The organism is Apilactobacillus nanyangensis, from assembly GCF_016861915.1.
Lineage (GTDB): Bacteria > Bacillota > Bacilli > Lactobacillales > Lactobacillaceae > Apilactobacillus > Apilactobacillus nanyangensis.
Genome location: NZ_BOLX01000006.1, coordinates 1 through 25,740, shown reverse-complemented (window position 1 = coordinate 25,740; position 25,740 = coordinate 1). Strand labels below are relative to the sequence as shown.

Annotated in this window: 23 protein-coding genes and 1 pseudogene; 17 read left to right on the top strand and 7 right to left on the bottom strand. The window is 36.7% G+C overall.

The window, feature by feature from the left end:
* The first annotated feature begins 6 nt into the window (after positions 1–6).
* From JUD45_RS02585 to aroD, 3 genes are read left to right on the top strand one after another with little or no spacing between them, the layout of a single operon-like run.
* On the top strand, positions 7–501 hold the full coding sequence (locus JUD45_RS02585; protein ID WP_203619622.1) for a shikimate kinase: 495 nt from the start codon (positions 7–9) through the stop codon (positions 499–501).
* A 5-nt stretch (positions 502–506) separates the two neighbouring features.
* Complete coding sequence (locus JUD45_RS02580; protein ID WP_203619621.1) at positions 507–1,394, top strand: shikimate dehydrogenase; 888 nt, start codon at positions 507–509, stop codon at positions 1,392–1,394.
* Positions 1,391–2,110 (top strand): type I 3-dehydroquinate dehydratase, encoded by a 720-nt coding sequence (gene aroD / locus JUD45_RS02575; protein ID WP_203619620.1) that lies wholly within the window; start codon positions 1,391–1,393, stop codon positions 2,108–2,110. The genes JUD45_RS02580 and aroD overlap by 4 nt, the downstream gene beginning before the upstream one ends.
* Positions 2,111–2,137: 27 nt before the next feature.
* Here the strand turns inward: aroD and JUD45_RS02570 are convergent, their stop codons facing one another.
* The gene (locus JUD45_RS02570) at positions 2,138–2,308 is read right to left on the bottom strand and encodes a hypothetical protein (protein ID WP_190238355.1); all 171 of its coding nucleotides are present in this window, start codon (positions 2,306–2,308) and stop codon (positions 2,138–2,140) included.
* 18 nt (positions 2,309–2,326) lie between these two features.
* On the bottom strand, positions 2,327–2,890 hold the full coding sequence (locus tag JUD45_RS02565) for an NAD(P)H-dependent oxidoreductase (protein WP_138726671.1): 564 nt from the start codon (positions 2,888–2,890) through the stop codon (positions 2,327–2,329).
* A 170-nt stretch (positions 2,891–3,060) separates the two neighbouring features.
* On the opposite strand from JUD45_RS02565, the gene JUD45_RS02560 reads away from it, so the two are divergent.
* A complete protein-coding gene (locus JUD45_RS02560) occupies positions 3,061–3,252 on the top strand; it encodes a CsbD family protein (protein ID WP_187155620.1) in 192 nt (63 codons plus the stop codon).
* A 38-nt stretch (positions 3,253–3,290) separates the two neighbouring features.
* On the opposite strand, the gene JUD45_RS02555 is transcribed toward JUD45_RS02560, so the two are convergent.
* The 3 genes and pseudogenes from JUD45_RS02555 to scrK all read right to left on the bottom strand — a co-directional run bounded on the left by JUD45_RS02555 (position 3,291) and on the right by scrK (position 6,468).
* Positions 3,291–4,181 (bottom strand): ROK family protein, encoded by an 891-nt coding sequence (locus JUD45_RS02555; protein WP_203619619.1) that lies wholly within the window; start codon positions 4,179–4,181, stop codon positions 3,291–3,293.
* Positions 4,182–4,196: 15 nt separating this feature from the next.
* The gene (locus JUD45_RS02550; RefSeq protein ID WP_203619618.1) at positions 4,197–5,552 is read right to left on the bottom strand and encodes a glucose-6-phosphate isomerase; all 1,356 of its coding nucleotides are present in this window, start codon (positions 5,550–5,552) and stop codon (positions 4,197–4,199) included.
* Between the two features lie 18 nt (positions 5,553–5,570).
* Positions 5,571–6,468, bottom strand: a pseudogene (gene scrK / locus JUD45_RS02545) (fructokinase ScrK).
* Between the two features lie 262 nt (positions 6,469–6,730).
* Here scrK and JUD45_RS02540 point away from each other — a divergent pair.
* Positions 6,731–8,137: a sucrose-6-phosphate hydrolase gene (locus tag JUD45_RS02540; RefSeq protein ID WP_203619617.1), complete on the top strand. Its 1,407-nt coding sequence runs from the start codon at positions 6,731–6,733 to the stop codon at positions 8,135–8,137.
* 42 nt (positions 8,138–8,179) lie between these two features.
* Here JUD45_RS02540 and JUD45_RS02535 read toward each other — a convergent pair whose 3' ends face one another.
* Positions 8,180–9,556: an AbiH family protein gene (locus tag JUD45_RS02535; protein WP_203619616.1), complete on the bottom strand. Its 1,377-nt coding sequence runs from the start codon at positions 9,554–9,556 to the stop codon at positions 8,180–8,182.
* A gap of 183 nt (positions 9,557–9,739) precedes the next feature.
* On the opposite strand from JUD45_RS02535, the gene JUD45_RS02530 reads away from it, so the two are divergent.
* The 9 genes from JUD45_RS02530 (at position 9,740) to JUD45_RS02490 (ending at position 23,117) form a co-directional block, all read left to right on the top strand.
* Positions 9,740–10,045: a PadR family transcriptional regulator gene (locus JUD45_RS02530; protein WP_187155624.1), complete on the top strand. Its 306-nt coding sequence runs from the start codon at positions 9,740–9,742 to the stop codon at positions 10,043–10,045.
* Positions 10,046–10,047: 2 nt separating this feature from the next.
* Positions 10,048–10,656 (top strand): HAAS signaling domain-containing protein, encoded by a 609-nt coding sequence (locus tag JUD45_RS02525; RefSeq protein WP_203619615.1) that lies wholly within the window; start codon positions 10,048–10,050, stop codon positions 10,654–10,656.
* Positions 10,643–11,497 (top strand): DUF4097 family beta strand repeat-containing protein, encoded by an 855-nt coding sequence (locus JUD45_RS02520; RefSeq protein ID WP_203619614.1) that lies wholly within the window; start codon positions 10,643–10,645, stop codon positions 11,495–11,497. The genes JUD45_RS02525 and JUD45_RS02520 overlap by 14 nt, the downstream gene beginning before the upstream one ends.
* Positions 11,498–11,586: 89 nt before the next feature.
* Positions 11,587–11,874 carry a hypothetical protein gene (locus JUD45_RS02515; RefSeq protein ID WP_034530871.1) on the top strand — a complete coding sequence of 96 codons (288 nt, stop codon included), beginning with the start codon at positions 11,587–11,589 and terminating at the stop codon, positions 11,872–11,874.
* Positions 11,875–12,020: 146 nt separating this feature from the next.
* Positions 12,021–13,217, top strand: a complete 1,197-nt coding sequence (locus JUD45_RS02510) for an LPXTG cell wall anchor domain-containing protein (RefSeq protein ID WP_203619613.1) — start codon at positions 12,021–12,023, stop codon at positions 13,215–13,217.
* Positions 13,218–13,372: 155 nt separating this feature from the next.
* A complete protein-coding gene (locus JUD45_RS02505) occupies positions 13,373–14,458 on the top strand; it encodes an LPXTG cell wall anchor domain-containing protein (RefSeq protein WP_203619612.1) in 1,086 nt (361 codons plus the stop codon).
* A gap of 580 nt (positions 14,459–15,038) precedes the next feature.
* Positions 15,039–19,763, top strand: coding sequence for an LPXTG cell wall anchor domain-containing protein (locus JUD45_RS02500; protein WP_203619611.1), 4,725 nt, complete (start codon positions 15,039–15,041; stop codon positions 19,761–19,763).
* A gap of 617 nt (positions 19,764–20,380) precedes the next feature.
* Positions 20,381–21,421 carry a zinc-dependent alcohol dehydrogenase family protein gene (locus JUD45_RS02495; protein ID WP_203619610.1) on the top strand — a complete coding sequence of 347 codons (1,041 nt, stop codon included), beginning with the start codon at positions 20,381–20,383 and terminating at the stop codon, positions 21,419–21,421.
* 343 nt (positions 21,422–21,764) lie between these two features.
* Positions 21,765–23,117, top strand: a complete 1,353-nt coding sequence (locus JUD45_RS02490; RefSeq protein WP_203619609.1) for an APC family permease — start codon at positions 21,765–21,767, stop codon at positions 23,115–23,117.
* Positions 23,118–23,149: 32 nt separating this feature from the next.
* Here JUD45_RS02490 and JUD45_RS02485 read toward each other — a convergent pair whose 3' ends face one another.
* Entirely contained in the window at positions 23,150–23,761 is a 612-nt protein-coding gene (locus JUD45_RS02485) for a helix-turn-helix domain-containing protein (protein WP_203619608.1), read from the bottom strand.
* A 190-nt stretch (positions 23,762–23,951) separates the two neighbouring features.
* Here JUD45_RS02485 and JUD45_RS02480 point away from each other — a divergent pair, with 190 nt between their 5' ends.
* The 3 genes from JUD45_RS02480 to JUD45_RS02470 all read left to right on the top strand — a co-directional run bounded on the left by JUD45_RS02480 (position 23,952) and on the right by JUD45_RS02470 (position 25,655).
* On the top strand, positions 23,952–24,152 hold the full coding sequence (locus JUD45_RS02480) for a hypothetical protein (RefSeq protein WP_054605295.1): 201 nt from the start codon (positions 23,952–23,954) through the stop codon (positions 24,150–24,152).
* Between the two features lie 10 nt (positions 24,153–24,162).
* Positions 24,163–24,987 (top strand): SPFH domain-containing protein, encoded by an 825-nt coding sequence (locus JUD45_RS02475; protein ID WP_203619607.1) that lies wholly within the window; start codon positions 24,163–24,165, stop codon positions 24,985–24,987.
* 125 nt (positions 24,988–25,112) lie between these two features.
* Complete coding sequence (locus JUD45_RS02470; RefSeq protein ID WP_203619606.1) at positions 25,113–25,655, top strand: hypothetical protein; 543 nt, start codon at positions 25,113–25,115, stop codon at positions 25,653–25,655.
* Positions 25,656–25,740: the final 85 nt, after the last annotated feature.

The following is a 25,740-nucleotide window of genomic DNA, read 5'->3' as shown; positions in this document are numbered from 1 at the left end:
TAGAGGATGGATGCGATTATTATAGGATTCATGGGCAGCGGGAAGACGACTGTCACTCAGTTACTAGCAGAAAAGTTAAACGTTAAATTCATGGATTTGGATAGCATGATTGTCCAACATCTCGGTCAATCAATCAGCGACTTTTTCAAATCCAACAGTGAGGAAGAATTTAGAGCAGTTGAGACTGAGGTATTAAAGCAATCGGTTAATCTAAAGGGAATTTTAGCGACCGGTGGTGGCACCCCAATCTACAATGTCGATGTCATTAAAGATATGGATTTACCCGTATTTTTATTAGATGCAAAGGACGAAACCATCAAAAGTCGTTTGAACCAAGACACAGGAAGACCACTGGTGAATCAACTTGGCCTCGATGGAATTATTGATTTAAAACATCAACGTGACGCTATTTATAACGAATTATCTAATCATATTATTTTTACTGATGATAAGACACCGCTAGAAGTAGCCAATCAAATACTAGAAATATTGAGGAGATAATTAACATGACAGAAAGAATAGACGGACACACCATTTTAATCGGACTAATGGCATACCCAATCAGACATAGCATGTCACCTAAGATGCATAACAATGCTTTTGCGAAACTAGGTTTGAATTACGCCTACCTAGTGTTTGATATTGATGGTGAACAAATTGGCGATGGTATCAAGGCGCTACGAACTTTAGATATGCGTGGCTCTAACATCTCGATGCCCAACAAACAAAAGGTGATTCCATTTTTAGATGAGCTGGATGAATCGGCTCGTTTGACTAATTCCGTGAACACTATCGTTAATAATGACGGTGTGTTAAAGGGATACACCACCGATGGAATTGGTTTTATGAAGTCACTTGAAGATGAGGGATTAGATATCACTGGTCAAAGAATGGTGTTAACTGGAGCCGGTGGTGCCGGCACCCCAATCGCCATTCAAGCAGCGTTGGATGGGGTAAGTCATATCGTAATCTTTAATCGTAAAGGCGACGCTCAGTGGCAACAAGCCGAACACAATGTTGAAATCATCAATAATGAAACCGAAGCGACGGCAGAATTATTCGACCTAGCAGATACCGATAAGTTCAAAGAAGAAATCGGTAAGTGTGATATTTACTGTGACTCAACAGCGGTTGGGATGCATCCATTAGAAGATGAGGCCTTAATTTCGGATCCAAGCTGGTTTCATAAGGACATGATTGTCGTCGATACGGTCTACGCACCAAGTGAAACCAAATTGATGAAGGTCGCCAAACAAGCCGGAGTTAATCATGTGCTAAACGGATTAGGAATGATGCTAGAACAAGGGGCAGCAGCCTTTAAACTTTGGACTGGTAAAGAAATGCCGGTCGACTACATTCATGACATTCTATTCAAGGATAGTGATAAAAAATGATGGATGTATCGAAATGGAAAGATGAACCCACTAAAATTGCGGTGCCAATTACCGGTGAGAATATTGCTGAAATATCTAAAGAGGTTTCCTCAATTAATAACGCAATCGATAAGATTGATTTAATTGAGTGGCGCATTGACTACTTAAAGGACTTTAGTCTGGCAAATTTGATTGAATGTAATCGAATTGTTCGACAGGTAAAGATACCGTTAATTTTGACGTTACGAAGTGTTGAAGAGGGTGGAAATGCGATTGAATTAGACTATCATGATTTGTTGAATCGCTCCATTGAAACCCTAGATTTTGATATCTTAGACGTTGAAATTGATAAAAAAGTAGACGAATTAATAACTAAAGTCCATCAAAATAACCGTTGCGTGATTGCTAGTCATCATGATTTAAAAAATCGTTTAGATGAACGAGGCATTATTGAAAAATTTAAATTAATGAACGACCACAATGCGGATATTGCTAAAGTAGCGATTATGCCTAATGATGAAAGTGACGTTTTAGATTTGATTGATGCTAGCTTTGCTGACAATAATCAGCTTAATATTCCGATTGTTTCAATGGCGATGGGCGAAATAGGGATGATATCTCGCATTATGCCGAGTCATTTTGGTTCCGTCGTTAGTTTTGGATCACTTGATAAATCATCAGCACCAGGTCAAATCAAAGTAGATGATTTAAGAAGAATAATTAATCTTTTAAAATAAAAAAGACTGCTCAAACGAGCAGCCTTTTTATTTTTTATGACGATCTCTAATCCATAAAATAACGGTGGTGAATAAAGCAATAATTACGATTAAGTGAAAGATAGTACCGGAAGGAGTATGCGGTAAGATATCGTTACTAATTAGCGCTAAATTGATTAATAATAGAACAATCATCATGATTGTGTACATGTTTTTCATTGGTGAAAACCTCCGAAGTTATTTAAGTGTGTTTGCACATTTTTCAATGTATTGTTGACGACGTTCAGGAGTATCGACTTTGTCTTCCATGTTTCCTAAGTCGAAGCAATGAGTAGCCTTGATACCACAGTATGCTAGCAGTAGATATTTCCATCTGAACAACACGTTACCAAACATCTTGTAGAAGAATGCTGGTCCATGACTGGTTGTGAAGACACTAGCGGTTTTACCAGTTAGTAGTTTTTCACGTTTACCATTTGGATGATAGATATAAGCAAATTTAGGTGTGAAGACACGGTCGAATAATCCCTTCAATACTGAAGGCTCAGCTGACCACCAAATTGGAAAGAAGAAAGCGATATGATCAGCATTCTTTACTAATTCTTGGACGTGTTTAGGAAAAGTTTCATCTTCCATGTGTTGTCTGTATCCGTAACGCAAAACAGGATCAAAATCGGCTTCACTTAAGTCGACTAATTCAACTTCATGACCTAATGATTTTGCTTGTTCTACATAGTTCATGGCATTGCCATGTGAAAAGGACTTTCCGTCTGGGTGACCTTGGATAACTAGAATTTTCATTTTGATTGCCTCCGAAGTATTTGCTCATATTATATCTTTAATTGGACAACTTTACCAACTCCAAATTTGTAACATAATCTTAGTAAAATCTTTACCATCATTACAGTCAAAATGATCTATGATAGTGGCAGATAAAGTAATTTATCCAATCTATATCTTGAGGTGATATTATGAATTTGGAAAATACAAAGGACAAGGTTGTAGGTAAAGCAACCGAATTAAAGGGTAAGGTAACCGGTAGCAAGTTAGATGAATTAAAGGGTAAGGCACAAAACTTCTTCGGTAAGGCTAAGGACAGTTTCGATGAAGCTCGTCGCAAGTCAGAAGAACGTCGTAGCCAACGTGAAAACGAAGGTAAGTAAACATAATAAAAAAGACGCCATTGCGGCGTCTTTTTTATTTATCTAATGTCTTCTGAATAGAATTGTTGCTTTGCTAAAGCAAGGTTACCAATGATTGATAACTTGTCAGCGTCTTGACTAGGAAGGGTGATGTATTGATCGATATCACCAACATCAAGGTAGCCATCAAATAGCTTCTTGAATTGTTCCTTAATCTTGCCTAATTCTATTTCGTTTAAGATACTACCACCTAAGATAACTTTTTGTGGTCTGATGAAGACAGTGGTTTGAATTACGGATTGTGCGATGTAGAACGCCACAGTATCCCATAGGGGGTTATACATTGAGATTTCTTGTGGGCGTTGGTGAGTTCTGGCTTCGATGGCCTTGGTTGATACAAGTCCTTCTAGACAGTCACCTTGATATGGACAAGTTCCTTTGAAGTCTTGGTCGTTAACGTTTCTTTGGGGGATGATATGACCAATTTCAGGGCTTCCCATGTGTCCAACGAACTTTCCATCGTTTACAATGCCGACACCAACACCATCACTGATTGTGATGTATGCCAGACTCAAGATAGGATCATCCTTTAGAATCGAGCTAATGTACTCTCCATAGGCACGACTATTAACATCAGTAGTAAATGAGATCGGAATGTTGAAGTGATGTTTAAATGTGCCTAATAAGTTAATATTTTGCCAGTTAGGGCGGGAGGATTCTTTAATATAACCGTATTGAGAAGAGTAAGTACGAAGTTCCAAGGGACCGAATGATGAGATACCAATTGCTGCTAAATCGTCAAAACCTTTGAAGTAGTCAATAGCTTTTCTCAAAGTTTCTTGAGGTTCAGTTAAATCAATTACAATCCAGTCTGAGATGTTGCACTTACCGTCACCAACGGCGCAAACCATTTGGTTGTGATCAGTGGTACAGAGACTTCCTAATAACATATTCAACGCCTCTTTTTAGTGAAATTTTTCGTTATCTTGTTCTTGAATTTCCTTACGTCTTTCTTCGTATCCTGGTTTACCAAGTAGGGCAAACATGTTTTGCTTGTAGTCTTCAACACCTGGTTGGTTGAATGGGTTAATTCCATTTAAGTAACCAGAAACTGCAATTGCAAATTCGAAGAAGTAGATTAAGTAACCTAAAGTAGCTTCACTATTATCTTCAGCAGTTACCAACATGTTTGGTACACCACCGTTAGTGTGGGCGATAACAACGGCTTCTCTAGCAGTCTTGTTAACTTCGTCCATTGTAGTGTTTTCAAGGTATTTTAGACCATCTAAGTTTTCTTCGTTGGCAGGAATTCCTAGGTTAGAAGCAGGTTGTTTGATTTCAACAACTGTTTCCATTAAGTTACGCATACCTTCTTGGATGTATTGGCCTAATGAGTGTAGGTCAGTACTGAAGATGGCTGAACTAGGGTAGATACCCTTGTAGTTCTTTCCTTCAGTTTCACCCGCAAGTTGTTTCCACCATTCGGCTAGGAAACGAAGATGTGGTTCGTAACTTTCAAGGATTTCATTAGTGTAGCCCTTACGATATAGGATGTTTCTGTAAGCAGCGTATAGAAGTGAGTCGTTTTCATATAAAGGAGCGTCCTTTAATGCAACTTGAGCTTCATGTGCACCGTTCATTAAGTCGTCAATGTTAGCACCTGATGCGGCGATTGGAAGTAGACCAACTGGAGTTAGTACTGAGTATCTTCCTCCGATACCGTCAGGAATAACGAAACTAGTGTAGCCTTGATCGATTGCTTCATCATGTAAAGCACCTTTCTTAGCGTCAGTAGTTACATAAATACGTTTGTTAGCTTCTTCTTCACCGTATTTTTCAATTAACTTTTCTTTGAAGATTCTAAATGCCATTGCTGGTTCAGTAGTGGTACCTGATTTAGAAATAACATTAACTGAGAAGTCACGGTCACCGATTACACGTAGTAAGTCGGCAGTGTATGCAGGGCTAATTGTGTTACCTGCGAAGAAGATTTGAGGGTGCTTGTCAGTACCTTCAAGGTTGAAGAAACTTCCGTGTAGAAAATCTAAAGCCATCTTGGCACCTAGGTATGAACCACCGATACCGATTACGACCAGGACATCAGAGTTTTCTTGAATGTCTCTAGCTGCATCTTTGATACGGTCGAATTCAACTGGATCGAATTCTTCTGGTAGATTTACCCAGTCACCCATTTTAGCTTCAATACCAGTTCCGTGAACTAGTAAGTCACGGGCGGTTTGAACCATTGGTGCGATTTCCTTTAATTCATTTGATTGCACAAAGGATTTTAGACCTTTAGTGTCTAATTCAACTCGTTTCATTTTATGTTCCTCCATCGATTAATCAATTTTAACGATGTTTTCTTTGTAGTATTGTCTTGATGCTAATGCGAAGTTACCGATTGTAGCTGAACCGTTGTCTTCACATGCTGGCATAGTGATGTAGTAGTCTAGGTCGCCGACTTCAACGTAGTCGTTGAACATTTCCTTGAATTGTTCACGAACCTTCTTGATAACTGGTTCTGAGATTACTCCACCACCTAAGATAACTTTTTGTGGACGGATAAATAGGGTAGCTTGCATTACCGCTTGGGCGATGTAGTAAGCCATGATGTCCCAGACTGGATCATCCATAGGAACATCTTTACCTTTCTTACCGCAACGAACATCAAAAGTAGGACCAGCTGCTAGACCTTCTAGACAGCTGTGGTGGTATGGACATAATCCCTTAAAGTCTAAATCGTCTGGATGGCGTTTTAGATAAATGTGACCAGCTTCTGGGTGACCTAGAGAACCAATGAATGAACCTTCATTGATAATCCCGGCTCCAACACCAGTACCAAAAGTATAGTATACCAGTGTTTGTAATGGATTATGATTTCTAATTGATGTAATGTATTCACCATAAGCAGAACCATTAACATCTGTAGTCCAGAAAATAGGAATGTCGAAATGTTCCTTCATTGTTCCTAAGAAGTTTGTGTTGGACCAGTTTGGTTTTGGTGTGTCTGTTATATAACCATATTTTGGTGAGTCAGTGCGCACTTCAATGGGACCAAATGACGCAATACTCATGGCTGTTAAGTCGTCGAATTTTTTTAAAGTATTCAATACATTTGCTTAATGTTTCATCAGGAGTGGTGGTAGGAATTCTCACGCTGTCAAGAATTTCATAGTTTTCATTACCTACGGCGCAAACAAATTTTGTTCCGCCTGCTTCAATGCTACCAAATTTCATAGTTGAATCTCCTTTAACCTTTTTCTTTGGGAGTACTAGTTTTTGAATGCGCTCCCAATTTTTATTATGGACCCGATTTTTTGAAATACAAGTAAAAAATAGTTAAAAAAAGGTTAAGAATTGAAAAATGGTTTGTCATGGATATATAACTATAGTGGCGGGCTTTTTAAAGATTTTATAAAGATAATGTAAACGGTTTCATTTATCCCTTGGAGCTGTTACAATTAGACACAATAAATACGAAAAAAGTGAGGCTAGAAAAATGGATACAAAGTACTGGAATATCGATCGATTAGGTCGATTATATAAAGATTGGGACCCTGAGGTGTTAAAACAATTAGCGGACAAGATTGCTAAATCACACTGGCGTCCCGGTTATCACATCACTACTAAGACCGGTTTGTTGAATGACCCTAATGGTTTTTCATACTTTAATAACCAATGGCACTTGTTCTACCAAGCATTCCCATACGGAGCCGTGCATGGATTGAAGAGTTGGCAACACATGGTTTCAGATGACCTAGTGCACTGGAAGTTCATCGACAAACCAATGGTGCCGGATTTATATTCTGATCGTAACGGTTGTTATTCCGGTAGTGCCATCAATGTCGACGACAAGCTATTCTTGATGTATACCGGAAACACGTTTGAGGGAGAAGAGATGGCCAGACATCCTTACCAACTAGGTGCTTGGATGGATGCCGATAATAATATCTCCAAACTAGATCATCCTTTGATCGAAAGCGAACCAGCAGGAGTTACTGGTCACTTTAGAGACCCACAGGTTGTTAAACATGGCGATTACTACTATGCATTCTTAGGTGCCCAAACCGTTGATAATGCCGGAGAAATTCTAACCTACCGCACCAAAAACATCGAAAATGGTTGGGAACTATATAAGAAGTTAGATTTAGGCACTGACAACTTAGGCTACATGGCTGAATGTCCAAACGTTGGTTTCGTCGATGGAAAAGTCGTTGTAATCTTCTGCCCACAGGGTGCTGACAAACACGAATTTCATTATGACAACGTTCATCCAAACGCATACATCGTAGCTGATGACTTGGATTTCGAAGAGATGAAACTGGTTAATCCTTCAGAAATGAAACAACTTGATGAAGGTTTTGACTACTACGCAACTCAAGTATTGAATGCGCCAGACGGTCGCTTACTATCAGTCGGTTGGATTGGTTTACCAGACACCGAATACCTATCTGATCAAGAAGGCTGGGAAGGTGAACTTTCAATGGTAAGAGAATTACACATTGAAAACGGTGACTTGACCCAACGTCCAGTCCAAGAGTTTAAACAACTAATTGAAGAAGACGAAGCAAGTGATACTGACTTACAAAAACACATTGAAGCAGCGCCATTTGACGAACACTTCAATTTGAACTTGGAATCAGAAGATAGTTATCTTCGTTTGTCATACGATGAAAGTGACCAAGAATGGACATTGAAACGTAAGAACGCCGGTGAAGATGTCTCAATTCGTACATTTAAGGGAGAAGCTTCATCAATTGATTTCTATTTAGACAACACCGTATTTGAAATCTACATCCTCGGCGGCAAGATTACCATGACGGGTCAATTCTTCCATGATGGTAACGAAGTCAGAGTTAATAGCGATAATATGAGTGTTAAACAAAACAAAATCAGTAATATGTAAAACAAAAGACAACTAGATTAATTTCTAGTTGTCTTTTTTATGTTAGATTTCGACGATGTTTAATCTATTTTCAATTAATAGTTTGTGTAATAAGTTCTTAGCGTGATCCTTATTATCTAAGGTTTCACCATACTTGTTAATCAATTTGGAAACTCGATTACTTTGTTTTTCCCTACTTTCGATTAGTGTGTGATTATTATGAACGCTAAAACCAAACGTTAGGGAAAGATCAGAATTGTACAAGTTGTAGTGATCGAATATGGATTGGAAGTAAGAGTAATCTGATTCTCCTAATGAGTGACCATAAAAGATGATTTCATTAATATTATCTTCTAAGACTTTTTGTTCGTATTTGTTATTTTGGTATTTGTTATTGTTTTTTTTTGGTGGTCTGCTAAGGATACGACGGGTTTTGGTAAATAAATAGATATCATCTTTGGCTTTTTGACTATTTTCTTGACGATATTGGATTCTACCATGGATGTTTTGATATCTATTAACTGCTCCTAAGTATTTGTTGGTAGGAGTGTAGTTGAAATTAAATATGTTTACTTGCTTGTTTTTGCTATTAGAATTGGAAATTAAACTATAGATAAGTGAACCAATGTTTTGGTAATAATCTTTATTATCAGGGGCGTGAACATCATCATAGACATAATTTGAGAATTTGTTTTCAAATTTATATAGTTGATTCATTAATAATTCGTTACAGTGGAAATTATCCGCTGTTCTTGGATCAACGTTGAACAGGCGGATAAGGGTATAAATTATGAATTCATATTCGGTGGAATCAATACGTAATTCAATGTTTGATTCCTTGAGGTTTTGAATATCAAAATCAATGCATTCGGGAGCTGTGTATCCAGGGTGAGGATTAGTGCCGCTTAGTAAAAAGAATGATTCCATACACTTTTCAACGTCATACCATGATTTGTCTGAACATTCTCTTACGACTAACAATATTTCCCAAAACGTTAAACCTTTTAAAGAATCCATCTTTTGATCTAATTCTTCGAATTTGTCGTTAGAATTATGAAGGAAGTTATATTGAAAAGCATTGATATTAAAAAATGGCATACTTGCTTTATTTAAATTAAGCATATTTGTGTTTATGGACTTTTGGTGGGTTTCTTCAACATATTCTGAAAGGTTAATAGTTTTGTGCATTGCCATATAGATTGGAAAATGCAAGATATTTTGAGCTATTCTTTCGTCTGCAATTGGCTCGGAATCTTCACCAAATAGTTCTATTAGTTTAAGCCTTATGGACCTAAATGATGATAGTGCTGATTGTATTGCTTGAATCTTATCATCCTTAGTCATAAATTGTTTAAATCTAGTATGTAATCCAGAGTGAACGTCAGCTCCATTTCCTAAAATGATTAAGCTTTTATTTTCACTGGTGCTTGTATCAGTCATAAAGACCTCCTTATGTAGTAATTATTTATGTTTATATTATTTTAGGGGATGAAGTTAACAATGCTATGTATGTCTAATTAGAAAAGATAGAAAATATGGTGAAAATTTATGGTTGCCTTTTTTGTCTATGTATAATATTATATATCGTATAATATAATTTGAAATATAACTGGAGATGTTCAAATGGCCATTAAAGTAGCAACAAAGCTATTAGATGGTTGTGTCTTGGGTCTATTGGAACGAGAAGAGATGTATGGATATGAACTAACTAAGCGGGTTCAGGAATCCATTAATGTTTCTAATTCGACCATGTATCCGGTCATGCGCCGTTTAAAAACAGAAGGATTAGTCGATACTTACGACGAATCTTTTGAAGGCAGAAACCGTCGATACTATCGAATTACAGAAGCAGGAAAGACACAACTAACAGAAGTGAAAGAAGAATGGATGACGTTTAAGAACGGCATCGATGATTTAATGGGGGGATAAACTTGAATAAGTATATCGAGGAACTGACTCAACACTTGAAGAAACTTAGCGAACAAGACGCGATGGACGCTATTAGCTATTACACCGACTACCTAACTGACGGGAATTTAAATACATACGATGAATGTGTTAAAGAATTGGGATCACCTAATCGTTTGGCACTTCAAATTCGTGCTGACATTTCAATTAACAATTCTGATAGTTCTACACCACAAAAATTCTGGGAACTACCATCAATCGTTATCTTGGCATTGTTTGCCAGTCCACTACTAGTACCTGTCGTTATCTGTTTAATTCTAGTGATTTTTGGTGCTATATTAGCAGCTAGCTTAATGGTACTTGCAGTGGTATTAGTATTGATATTGAGCTTCGTTGTTTTCCTATGTACAACCGTGTGGGGTGTGACCAATATCACCGGTCATTTGTTCGAAAGCATTATGGTCTTAGGGGTAGCCCTAATGTCACTTGGTATATCCCTGGAACTATATCCATTATCAAAATGGCTAGTAAGAAGATTGGCCAACTGGATTCAACACGTTACCATTTGGACATACAAGAAGTGCCTAAGATATGGTCATGCAGAAGGGAGACTCAACAATGAAGAAATTTAGTCTAATTGGATTAGGTCTAATCGTTGCTGGAGGAGTCATCTTCTCAATCGGATATGCGAAGGCCGACCAAAGTATCACTGATATTTTCTTTAGTCGTAACATGGATAAGACATATACCAAGACAGTAAAGGCTTACGATAAAATCAGTGCATACGGAAACATCAATCTAACAATTAAATCTGGTAGTAAATTTACTATCACTTCAACTGATTCTAAGGATCATCCATTGGCATATAAAGTGCAAAATGGAACCTTGGAACTACGCCAAGACAATAACGAAAGTAGTTTTTCAACCAACTTCCAAATGGGTGAGTTATCACGACTATCATTTGTGACCGTGACCGTTCCAACACATCAATTGACCAAGATTGATGGTTTAGATAATCGTTTTAGTCTTAAGTTAAAACACTACAGTAATAAGTCAGCACTAGATATTACCGGATGGGGAAACGTTAAAATCAAGGACACCAATGCTAAAGCTGTCAGAGTACGCGGCATTGAAGACCGTGTTTCGATTAGTGATAGTACATTTAATGGGAATGCCAGTCAGATTGATTCCGGCGATAATTATGTTGATTTACACAACAGTAGCTTTAAATCATTAGCAGTGAAGACAACTACAGGGGATGTCAACATCGACAGACCAACAATTGAAAGTCATCTGGCAGTTACTACCGACACTGGTAACATCTTCGCACAATTAAAGAAGTCAGAAGATGCACAACTAGACGTGAAGACATCTGGTCCTAAGCCAACTGTGAAGACTGCGGTTAAGGCCGTTAATACTGACAAACAATATCGATTTAAGTCCAATACAGGAACAATTACGGTGTTAGAATAATCATTTTACGATATAGCATATAAATTTATTAGCAAATATAGTAAAATTATAAGTATAATAATGTAAATCATATCAGGAGGGACAATAACGTGTTTAACGATAAAATCGTTTTTAATTACATGTATAATTTATGGGTAGCTGTCTACTCAGACTTAAGTGACGCTGACGTCGAAGAAATTGGCCAAGTGCTATTAAAGAATAGTAAGGAAGAATACAACAGCCAAAATGATCAAAATATCACCGACGACGACTTCATTGATATGATTTCCGAATACTCAGAAGACATTCGTGAACAAGCTGTAAGTGAAGCTGAAGAAGATATTAAAAAACACCGTGCACCTAAGTTCAAAAAGGTAGACGGTAAGTGGAATATTTAAATAATTAGACCGACTCGATTGAGTCGGTCTTTATTTTTTTGTAACTTTTTTTAAGAAATAGTAAAAATCCCGCCGATAATATACATTTTGTTCAAAAAGCTCCTAAAATGGAATTGAAAAAAGAAATAGGAAAGAAGCTGTGTATTATGACTAAATTCAATAATACTAAGAAATGGGTATATGCCGCAGCCATGACTGGGGTATTATTTGCTGGAGCCCAATATGCTAATTCATCCAGTAATTATTTAGTTAAGGCGGATGCGACAAACAATACGTCTCAACATCAATACAAATACAATTCAACGATTAATTTCCAAGATCAAAACAAGAACTCACTTGGTGGTATTACCGCTTCAAGTGATAGCAATAATTTCCAAAAGTCACGTCTTTCATACACTTTGCACTACAACAATAAGACATATGACTTCACTGACCAAATCAAGAACGACAAAGATATTCCTGACACCATTGATTTGAGCAAGCCAGAATACAATTACACCTTGAATCAACCAACTCACACTTTGACAGTTAACGTCATTGATAAGGATACTCATGCTGTTCTTGCTACTAAGGGCTACACTGTAACTGACTTTGGTACCACTGACATCAAAGACTTAGTTGCACCTTTCTCAAATGACTACAGCTACAGTTACTCAGATCCATTCAACTATGAAGTACAATACAACGTTGAAGTATCAAAGGCTAATGTATCAAGTGCTAGTGGCACTACTATTCATGGTCAAGCTTCAGCATCATACGACAATGAAGGTAAACAAAGTGCCTCAACTACAACCTCATCAGCTGCTGCTTCAACCGGAACTGAAACTAACGAAAGCAGTTCAACTTCAAAGGAAAGCTCATCAGCTGAATCATCAAGTGCTGCTAGTTCAAGTCAAACAAGCCAAGCATCAAGCGCTGAAAGCTCAAATGCATCAAGTGCTGAAAGTTCAACACAAAGCTCAGCTCAATCATCAAAGGCTAGTCAAAGCAGCGAAGCTTCAAGTGAAGCAACTAACTCATCACAAGCTGAAAACCAAAGCTCAGAAGCTACAAACACTTCATCAGCCGAATCCTCAGTTGCCTCATCTGTAGCATCATCAATGGCTGAAAAGAAGTCAGAAGCTAACAATAACAATGAAAAGACATCTGTTATTTATGATCCTGTAAACCCAGAAGAAGCAAAGGCTGGTAACAACGCTGGTGAACCTGCTAAGGCAGAATCTAACAAGTTGCCACAAACTGGTGATAAGACTAACCAACAAGCAATTGTTGGCGTTGGTGTTATCGCAATGCTTGTTGGCGCCGTTCTTGGATTCTTTGGATTAAGAAGAAAGAATAGATAATCTATCTATATTTGAAAAAAGGAAGGCCGTGGGGCCTTCCTTTTTTGTCTAAAACAATACAAAATGTACATAAAAATTAAAAAACGATATATAATAATAAAATAAACTTAATTTTATTTTAACCGAAAATTTATATAGAAGAGAGACGTTGAATTATGAAGTTCGATAAGAAAGATTCAAAATCATTCAATAAGACTAAGAAGTTTGTTTATGTTTCAGCAATTACAGGGGTATTGTTGACTGGAGCACAAGCAAGTCAATTTGCATCTACATACACTGCAAACGCGGATTCTGTCACAGCGGAAAGCAATAAAGTAACAATTTCATTTGTTGACCAATTTGGAAAAGGAATTCAAACAATTAGCGGAGAAAATATTTTACCTGCTATTTATAACTATGGAGTTCAAGATAATACAATAATTTCCAAACAAAGCTTGGTTCAACAATTGCAACAAGAATTCTCAGGAATTAGTGTTGATCATAATAATATTCTAGATCCTATCGATGATAGTAAAGCGGGAAATTATACATTCCAGCTAACTCTACCATCTCATTCAATTACAATTAACTTAGTTGATCAAAACAATAATATTGTTAGAACTGAAACAGTATCAGAAGTAACTGACTATACAACTACTGATGTTAGCGACTTAATCCAATGGGCTGCAGACCATAACTATGATATTAATTCATCAAGTTTAATTCAAAACAATCAATCAACTGTTAATATTCCTGTAACAGCGCATTCTACCAATGCTGTTAACCCAAATAACCAAAGTCAACAATCAACTAATACTCAACCAACTCAAACCGCTACAGTATCCGATAGCAAATCAGCATCTGAAACATCACAACCAGCTACTTCAACTGATGCTAAAACAGAAACTACAACCACTACCACAACAGCAGAATCATCCAAACCAGCTGAACAAACTAGCCCGGTAAGTCAAACTACCAAAACAGACGCAACTACAACTACTACACAAAGTCCAGCTAAAACAACAACTCCATCTCCATCTGTGACTGAAGCTGTAAGTAAACCTGTTGATCCTGTAAACAAGGGTGAAGCAAAGAAGACTGTTGCCAAACAAGCACCAGCTACTAAAAATAAAGATGTTCGTGCAAAGTTGCCACAAACCGGTGATAACACCAATCAAACTAGAGCAATTGCTTTAGGTGTTGCGACTATCGCACTTGGACTAGGTCTTGCTTACTTTGGTCTAAGAAGAAAGAACAAGTAAATTATCTACTTTAATTTTATTTAAAAAATAAGACGCCAAATCTACTGATGTAGGTTTGGCGTTTTTTTTAAACTTTGTGTTTTGGATAAATCATTCAAAAAAGATTCAAATTTTATATTAAATTTCTATAATCAACTAGACATCGTATCCAATTTTTTTAATTACAAACTTATTTTTCGTTAGTAAAAGCAGGCGATTTTTTAGTGATTTCTTTAAAACAATTTAAACATTTTTGTAGAAATTATGATCGATTTCCGTAAAAGATATTACGCGATACAAATACTGACATATCAATGTTTTTCCCTTGTGGTAGCTTTTGACAATCATCCTCATTAATCCCTCTAAAACGTTGCTATACTAGCCTAAATCACTCATCGAAACAAATTTTCTCATAATTCTAAATTTTTTCTTAATTTTCTTATAAAAACATTAAAATTCTTAGATAAATATTAAGTTAATTAAGAATGGTTTAAAACCAATCAAATCGGGTACAAATTAAATTATTTTAGTCTTATAATCTAATTCGTATTAAGACAGATAGTTTAAATTTTGATTTTGAGGGAAAGAGGAAGTGGAGAATATGAAACAATCTTTTAATGGTAAAATTTCAAATAAATCAAAGATTTCTAAAAAATGGATTTACGCTGCAGCCATTACCGGTGTATTAATCACAGGTGCAGAAGCTGCGCAAAATGGTAATGACGGTCATGGATTCATCAAGGCAAATGCTAAAGATGTTCTTCCAACTACTGTAAAAGTTAATGCTAAAGCCATATCTGATGGAAGATATGCATCTACCAGGGGATATCCTGTTAATCTTGTGACATCTGGAGCTAATAAGGGTAAATACAATTTAACTGGATTAAAATCAAAACTAATTGCTTATGATGTTAGTAACGTTCCTGATTATTTAGATCCATCTACTGTTAGCAAAAACACTGATAGTAGTGCAGATGCTGATTATGTTATTAGTGTTACTTACAAGTCAGAATCTAATAATGCATCAAGCAACAACAGTGGTTCAACTACTCAAAGTGGTTCATCAGATTCAAACAACGGCTCATCAAGCAACAACAGCGGTTCAACTACCCAAAATGGTTCATCAGATTCAAACAACAGCTCATCAAACAACAACAGCGGTTCAACTACCCAAAATGGTTCATCAGATTCAAACAACGGATCATCAAGTAACAACAGTGGTTCAACTACCCAAAACAGTGCATCAACTGTAAACGCTACTAAGTTAGTCCACGTATTTGTATACAATGCAAGTGATAGAGATAATGATAACGTTACATTTGATGTCAATGTTCCTTCTGATAGTAATATTTTAGATTTGAAAAATGTTAATTTCCCTGGTTCTAATTTGAGTATTTATGATTTCATGATTCAAAACTGGAAGGTAGACAAAGAAAGTATTGCAAACAATCCGGCAATTACAACTGCTAGTGATGGAAGCTACTACGCTGAATTCCCTGACTATCATATTAAGACAGCAAAAACAATTCAGTTTGTCGACGCAAATAACACTGTTGCTTCTTCTCAAACAGTGCAAGCTAATACAGATGCTCCATACAACATTAGCAGTATTTTAAATTCAGTTCCTAGTTATTTAGTGCTTGATGCTTCTAACCCAATTGTTCAAAGCCAAGAATTTAGAGCAACAAAACCAGCACCAGAAACATTTACTATTAACGTTAACTATCAAAAAACTTTAAGAATTTTTGATGATAACAATAATGACACTGGTAAAACATTACAATTGATTAGTCCTTCATCAACAATGACTGGTGACCAATTTAAGGCAGCACTTGCTAAACAAGGATACCAACTTGTAAATGATGGGGATATTGCTGCAGTCGTTGATTTTACAAATGGCGTTGGATATAACATCAAGTTAATTAAAAAGTCATTACCTATTTCATTTGTTGATCAAAAGGGAAACGTTGTTTATTCAACTAACTTACCATACACTGCAAATAATCAATCAGTATCAATTTCAGACGTGTTGAACACTGTACGTGGAATGAATCTATCTCCAGATGCAAATAATCAATATGTTTCATCTCAACAAGTGCCAACCAACTTATCTTCAGTGCAAATTAATGTGACAGCTCCAACACATAAATTAACAATTAATTTTGTTGATCGTAGTAACGGTAATGTTGTTTCTTCATTAGAAGAAAACGGCGTAACAGATTACGATAATTTCTCAATCGCAGACAAGGTTAATGAATTAAAGAGTCAAAACTATGCTCCTGAAGTTTCAACATTTTCTAGTCAATTTAATTCACAATCATACGACAACTTTAACGAAAAATATGTTGTTAACCCAGCTATCCAATCCAATAGTGATGGTAGTGCTCGTGTGGCAACTATCTATGTTGATAGTACAGTAGCTACACCATCTAACGCTAACAAGACTGGTAAAGGTTACCAATTGAACTTCACTGACGCTAATGGTAACCCAGTCTCATTAACTATTAATAGCACTAGTTCAAGAATGACTCCGGATGAATTCCAAGGTGCTTTAGCTGCTCAAGGATACAAATTGACAAACGATGAAGTGAAAAACTTAGGTAGTTCCGTTGACCTAACCAATGCAAATACTGGATTGAAAGTTAACTCAAACACTGCTCCAGAAAACGTATACCAAAAGACAATTAATTACACTGACGAAAACGGTAATACCAATTCTGCAATTGTAAATATCAATAGTGCTTATCCAACAATTAGTTCAGATGATTTAGCTAAACAATTGGCTGAACAAGGATACAAACTATCAAACTACCAACCTGGTCAAAACATTGACTTGACATCAAATACCCCAATTGCTGTTACTTCAAATGCAGATACTACAACAAAGAGTTACCCACAATCATTAACTTACACTGATGGTAATGGTCAAACTCATGATGTATCAGTAAGCATCAACAGCAAGACATCAACTATGTCTAAATCTGCTTACATCAATGCATTAGCAGACAAGGGATACACACTAACTGATGACCAAAAGAACAAGTTATCAGATCCAGTCGACTTGAGTGCAAGTACTACTCCATTAGTAATTGCTAACCCTAATGCACAAACTAGTTACACTCAAACTCTAAAGGATGACAAGGGTAACGACGTAACCGTTCACATTAACAGTCAAACACCACAAATTAGAGCTGACGATTACAAGAAACAATTAGAAGCACAAGGTGTGAAATTATCAGGTGATGCTGAAAATACTATTGGTACAAACTCAGTTGATTTAACTAAACCAAAGCCAGGATACACAGTAACTACTTCAACTGACGCTAACAAAGCGACTGCATACCAACAAACTGTAAATGTAAAACAAGCAGATGGTAGCTACAAACCAACAACTGTTTCCATTACAAGTGCTACTTCAACAATGAGTAAGGCCGACTATGTTAAGGCATTAAATGATTTAGGATACAACGTTCAAAATGATGAAGACATGCCAGCAACTGTTGATCTTAAAAATGCTAACAACTCATACAAGGTAGAACAACCATCACAAGCACCAACAAGTTACCCATTAACTGTGGTACTTCCAAATGGTCAAAGCGCTAAAGTTAATATTAACAGTAATTCATCAACAATCAGTAAGGATGATTTATCTAAGGAATTATCAGCGCTAGGTTATACTTTACCTGATAACGATAGCACTACTTACCCACTTAACTTAAACACTGCTGGTTCAATTAATGTAAAACCAAATGCGCAACCAGTTACTAATTATCCACAAACTGTTAAGATTCCTAATGGTGACGGTACATTTACTGAAAAGACAGTTTACATCCCATCAGCGGATCCTACACTTTCATCATCTGAATACGTAAAGGCTATGTTAGATAATGGATACACTATTTCTAATCCATCAGCATTAAATGATACAGTTGGTGTTGCTGCAAATAACATTAAACCGGTCGTTGTACCAAATGCACTTGCACATTCTGTAAAATTAAACGTTAAACAAAGTGATGGTAGTACTAAAGAAATAACTGTTAATATCGGTTCACCAAAGGCATCACTAGACAAGTCTGATTTTGTCAATGCTGTCGCAGAACAAGGTTACACAGTTTCAAATATGGATTCACTACCAGCTTCAGTAGACCTAACTGACAGTAAGATTTACGATGCTACACCTAATGCATCAGGATACACTACTACACTAAACAGTAGTGATGGTACTAAGTCTGCGAAAATCCAACACGACACACCACTTATCACTAAACAAGATTTAATCAATCAATTAAAGAACCAAGGACTAAATGTTTCTGACACTGGTAAGTTAAACGACGTATTGAACTTAACTAACTCAGATGACATGAAGAAAGTTGCTTCATTAATCGAAGGATTCACAACTTACAAGATGAGCCTTGGTGTAGTCGGTACAGGACATTCTATTGAAATTAGTGGTAACAACAAGACTATTACTAAGCAAGATTTAATCAACAAGATTGAAGCTGATGGTTACAAGTTAATGAATCCTGATGTACTAGCAGATACACTTGACTTGTCCAACCCTGACAACTTCAAGGGATTAATTATCTCAAAGGCCGAAAATGTTTCAGAAAACAACAGCTCCAACAATGGCACTGATAATAATGCAAATAGTAATTCAAACGATAACGATGCTAACAAGGGTCAATCAAGCACAACTTACTCACAAGATGTTAAGGTTGCTGGTTCAAACGACACTGTTAAGGTAGAAAGTTCAAACAAGACTATGACAAAAGACGAATTTGTTAAGTACTTGGCTGCCAAGGGTTACAAGGTATCAGACGAATCAAAACTACCAGACACAATCGATTTAACTAAGCCACTTAGCGATATCGAAATCGTTTCAAACAAGGAACAATCAAGCACCACATACTCACAAGATGTTAAGGTTTCTGGATCTAACAAGACTATTAAGGTAGAAAGCTCAAAGAAGACAATGACTAAGGCAGAATTTGTTAAGTACTTGGCTTCTAAGGGTTACAAGGTAGCAGACGAATCAAAACTTCCATCAACAATTGATTTAACTAAGTCACTTGGTGATATCAAGGTTGTTGAAAAGAAATCTGCAACTAAGAAGACTACTAAGAAATCAAATGAAGAAACTGGTAAGAACGCTTCAGCTAAGGAAGTAAACGGTCACCGTGGCCAAGTTGCTGACAAGAAAGAAGCAGGCAAGTTACCTCAAACTGGTGATGAAACTAACCAACGTAATTTATTCGGTTTCGGTCTAATCTCAATGATGCTAGGATTCATCTTGGCAATCTTTGGATTAAGAAGAAAGAACAAATAACATTAAAAAAAGAAGACTTTAACGAGCCTTCTTTTTTTGTATATAAAATGGCGGTTTGTAACATTTTTAATGCCAATAAAATGCCCATTTTTCAAAAAATTTGAATTATGAGAAAATTTATTAAAGACATTTTAGAATAACGGGTGTAAAGTGTACTTCAAGAGGAGAGAAGTACTTAATGTTAGAAACACTATTTTTTATTTTTTTTCTAGGTCTATGTTGCACACACTGCTACGTTAGATCTGGAAAACACTTCGTATTAGCAGGGCTAATAATCCCGTTAATCGTCGTACTTCTAACCGTAATATTAACGATTAATTTACACCGATACACAATCATCATCTACGGACAAGGATTCTTAAATGTTTTAGAATCAATATTAGTCGTTAATCAGGTTAGACTTAGATTCGAAGGGGAATAAAAAAGACATCTTACGCAGCGTTGTAAGATGTCTTTTTTGAATGAATTCATGGATAAATGTATGTTGTAATTATAATAGAACATTTGTTCGTATAATGCAAATGTTTTACATCGAAAAATACGAGTCTTATCATTTGACTTAAAGTGCACTTTATATGGAATAATTGTACTTATCAAAAATATGGGAGGCTTCAATTATGAAAAGTGCAGTATTTATTGAACCTGGTAAAGTCGAAGTTCAAGACGTCGACATGCCAAAGATTGAAAAAGATGATGACGTTATCCTAAAGGTAGTTCGTACCTGTGTCTGTGGGTCAGACTTATGGTCATACCGTGGATTAGACGAATACAAGAAGACAGCTTACAACAACGGTCATGAAGCATTGGGTGTTGTTGAAACTGTTGGTAAGGACATCACTACTTTACAACCTGGTGATTTCGTAATCGTTCCATTTACACATGGTTGTGGTCATTGTGCCGCTTGTTTAGCAGGTTATGATGGCAGTTGTCTAAACCATTCAGATAACTTTACTCAAAGTGCTCAAGCTGAATACCTAAGAGCTCAACACGGAGAATGGTCATTAGTTAAGGTTCCTGGCAAACCAGAAGACTACAGTGATGAAATGCTAGACTCATTACTAGCTTTATCAGATGTTATGGCTACTGGATACCATGCAGCTCGTACTGCCGATGTACAAAAGGGTGACACTGCCGTAGTTATCGGTGATGGTGCTGTTGGTCTATGTGGTGTAATTTCTGCTAAACTACGTGGTGCAAAACAAATTATCGCAATGAGTAGACACGAAGACAGACAAAAACTAGCCAAAGAATTCGGTGCTACTGACATCATTGCTGAACGTGGTGACGAAGCTGTGAAGAAGGTTATGGAACTAACTCATGGTAATGGTGCCGATGCCGTTTTAGAATGTGTTGGTACTGAATTATCAACTCAAACTGCTCTAGACGTTGCTCGTCCAGGGGCTAAAGTTGGTCGTGTTGGTTTGCCACATTCAGGTAACTTAGATGTTGTAACTCCATTTGGTAAGAACATCGCACTTGCTGGTGGTATCGCCTCAGTTACTACTTACGACAGACAAGAACTATTGGATGCCGTATTAACTGGTGCCATTCACCCAGGGAAGGTCTTCACTGGTAAATACAAACTAGAAGACATTAACCAAGCATACAAAGACATGGCTGAAAGAAACACTATCAAGGCTACTGTTGTTAACGATTAATACTGAAGAAGATCGACTGATGTCGGTCTTTTTTTATACTTTTATAAAGATGATTAAAATGTTATTAGGTGTTTTTAATTGACTTATCAGAATTAAACGTTTAGTATACGATATAATCGTTAGAAAATAAATCGGAGGAGGAGACATATATGAATAACTTTATGAACATGTACATGTGCGATTGTTGTAAACCGGCGGCTTCTCCTCTGGTTATTTAATCGCGTCGTGATACATACGATTAATCTGAGAAGAGCTGCTGACCTATAGTGATGGGATCAGCGGCTTTTTTGTTTGGAGGAGAGAATATACATCACATCATAATACTTAGGAAGTGAAATATATAATGGATTTAGATGAGTCAAAAAAGATTACTAAATTTGAGACGTTCGCGTTAGCCGTTGCCGCTGTTGCTCCAACCGGTTCAATCGCGTTTAACGCCGTTCCAGCAGTTCCGTTTGCTGGCATTAATGTACCATTAGCGTTCTTACTTGGTGCGATTGGATTGCTTTTTGTGGGAATCTGTTTCGCAGAATTATCAAAACATATCTCAGACGTTGGTTCAGTTTATGCCTATAACCAACAAGCTTTAGGTGAACGACTAGGACTAGTTAGTGGTTGGACTTTAACCTTTGCATACGTTAACTTAGCGGTTTCATGTATGGGTGCCAACACTAACTTTGCCCACGTATTTTTCGCTCAGTTAGGTTTTAACTTTAATAACACAATCATCGCTTTCGTGATTTTATTAGGAGCTGCATTAGTTCTTACATTTGGTTTGAAACTTACCAGTAAGTCAGCGATTGCGATTGAATTTTTAGCGATTGCTATCCTAGTCGTATTGACTATTATCATCTTTGCTAAAGGTGGTCGTGATGGAATTAGTGCCCAACCATTTGTCCCAACTCACAGTAGTGTGTCTGGAATTGGTCAAGGAATGGTATTCGCAATCCTATCATTCTGTGGTTTCGAAGGTGTTACAACTGTAGCTGTTAGAACAAAGAATCCAAAACGTTCAGTGCCATTATCCATTATTGTTACTATTATTTTTGCTGGAATTTTCTTTGTTATCGCAAGTTACATGCAAGTTGTCGGATTTGGTATTAACCACGTCTCAGACTTTGCGCACTCTTCATCACCATTGAATGACCTTTCATTAATGTACATGGGTCGCCCAATGGCACTTATCATGGACTTTGCCATCCTAATCAGTAGTTTTGGTTCAGTTCTTGGCATCATGAATGCCGGTGCATACATGATCTATGCAATGGGTGTTAAGAAGTACCTACCAAGATACTTCGGTAAGTTTAACGAAAAGCTAAACAGTCCAACCCGTTCAATCTGGTTGCTAACTGTTATCATGGCAGTCGCCTACCTAATTTTCGGTGTTCCTTATGGCCCTGAAGTAATCTATGACAATTCATCTACACTTGGTGTATTGAGTATGCTGACCGTCTATGGTCTAGCCTGTGTTGGAACGATTCTTTACTTCCACAAACACAGAGATACTATCAAACGTTCATTTATCAAACATATCTTGATTCCTGTTCTTGGAATTTTAGTGCTAGTTTACCCAATGTGGACTAACCTATACCCAATCCCAGATTTCCCTGGAAACCTATATCCATACGCAGTAATTCTATGGATTATCATCGGATTGGTTGTATACGCAATTAAAAAGAGAAGAAAAGAAGATTAATCAAAAAGACGCCACTTATGTGGCGTCTTTTTTTATCTGATATGGAATTTATTGATGATATACAAGATTAAATTTATAACTTGTAGGGATATTCCCATCGCAATTGTAGGTAAGGTAGTGTTTAGATTATTAAAGTCGGCATAAATTGCCCATCCCGCAAAACCGAATACGAATACAAAACAGGAGATAAAAAATATCTTCACCGGTAGGCTTCGATTCCAGTTACGTAATGGCAAATCATAGTCAATGTTCAATAGTTTTGATTCCTTCATAAAATGATCACAAGCAAAACGAAGAAGGAAAGCACCCAAAAGAAAGAACAGTGATGCATAGTTTTTAAGGACTGCAACCAGTAATAACGCTAAGAAAAGCAATGCGTTAATTGCGTATTTTAATTCTACAAAGTTATCTTTGACCTTGTCTTTTTGTAGATATTCCTTTAATCCCGAATCCTCATTTAAAAGAGTGTCTAGTGAAATTTGATAGAGATCACTAATTTTCACCAGACTCTTGATATCTGGATAGCTGTTTTCGTTTTCCCAACTTGAGATGGTTTTACGTGAAACGTGTAAGTGTTTAGCGACATCTTCTTGTGTCATATTTTTGATTTTGCGTTGTTGTTGGATGCGTTCACCAAATTGCATTATGTATCGTCTCTTTTCTCTAAAATAATGACTTTATTTTATATAAAAAATGCTATTTTTGGTAGCCAAGTTTCTTGGACATGTTGATATAGCAATGTTTTAAAAGAAAAATATTTTTATACAAAATATATCGACTATTAAATACAACAATGGGATAATGGGACGTGAATAAATGGGGGAGGTGTTTTTCATGACTGATAATTTAGAACATCGAATGTTTTTAGGTAGGGTCGTTACAAGTGACGATTTCTCGACTGACAAATCATTGGTTCAAGTTGGTGGTATTTGGTATCGCTATGAGTTATCCGATAATTCTACCTATGATGACCAGGCAAAATATTCGGTTGTGAATAACACAGGTAATACTCTTCATTTACAAAAAATTAAGTGAGGTATTTGTTATGCCATTTGGAGTTAAAGTCATTCGTCAAAATAACGAAGGATTAGTTGAAACATTAGGAAAGTACAGCCACACTTTAAGTTCTGGTTTGCACTTCTACATTCCATTAATTCAACGCGTTAGAACCGTTAGTCTTGCAATGCAACCTAAGTTATTACCAAAGTATTCATTGATTACTAAGGATAATGCTGAAGTATTAGGTAGTGTCAGTTTGAACTACCACGTGACTGAACCCGTTAAGTACCAATACGAAAATACCGATTCAGTAATGTCCATGGTCCAATTAGTTCGTGGTCATTTAAGAGATATCATCGGTCGTATGGATTTAAACGAAGTATTGGGTTCTACTAAGGAAATCAATAAAGAACTAGCCGATGCAATCGGTGATTTAACCGATATCTATGGAATTAACGTTGATCGTATTAACATCGATGAATTAACTCCAAGTAAGGCCATTCAAGAAGCTATGAACACTCAACTTACTGCTGACCGTGAACGCCAAGCTGAAATTTCACGTGCTGAAGGGGATGCCAAGTCAGTTGAACTACGTACTAAGGCGCAAAACGAAGCATTAGTTGCGACTGCTGAAGCAAACGCTCAAGCTACCAAGACTAAGGCCGATGCTGAAAAGTACAGAATCGACAAGATTCAAGAGGCTTTGCAAGGTGCAGATGACAAGTACTTCAATGCTCAAAGCATCGAAGCATTTAGTAATCTAGCCAATTCAGATACCAACATGGTGGTTGTCCCAAATGATGGTGCAGACTCATACGGTCAAATGACTACTTTTGCAAAACTACTAAAGCAAAACAATGAAAAGAAATAAACTAAATAATAATAAAAAGGAATCGGCGAAAGTCGGTTCCTTTTTTTAATTCTCCAAATTATTATTTTAATTTCAAAAAGTGTATAATGGTGATTATACATATAAGAAACAGGGGAAGTTATTGAATGATTATTAACAGAGATCATGATTTTTATAATCTAGATGAAGAAGGCAGAAGAGAGTTTGAAAAAGACGTCGAAGCCGCATTTAGCAAGGAACAGGCAGATGATATTTTAGATAACGAAAGAATTGAGGCTTTATACGATTGGACTATTTATGAAGTGGATACTTTAACCCACGAGTATAAGGGATTTGATGATGACGATGATGAAGACTTTGATTCTCTAGTACAAATGAGAATCCGATTGAAAAGAGTGGATTGGTGGAGTGAGGAAAACGAACAGGGTGAACATGACGATATCCTTATGGATTTGATATTGGATAATGTCTCTTATTTTGATCAAAAATTTAATATGTATAATCTAATGGAATTAGATGACAGTTCACGTAAATATATACCAGTATGCACATGGGGAATGCATGTCATCGTGGATTGGTGCGTTAAAACCAGCAACGACGGTATCAGTATTAAAATAGCTACGGACAATACTTTTGTATTAGCGGTGGACTGTTTGAAGGTATCAATAAAGAAATTGAACTTTAAATAAAAAAGACCTTGACCTGAACCCCTAAAATTGGAAGATGGTTATGCTATTTTCTGGGAGGAATTGATCCGGTATTCAACCGGTGACA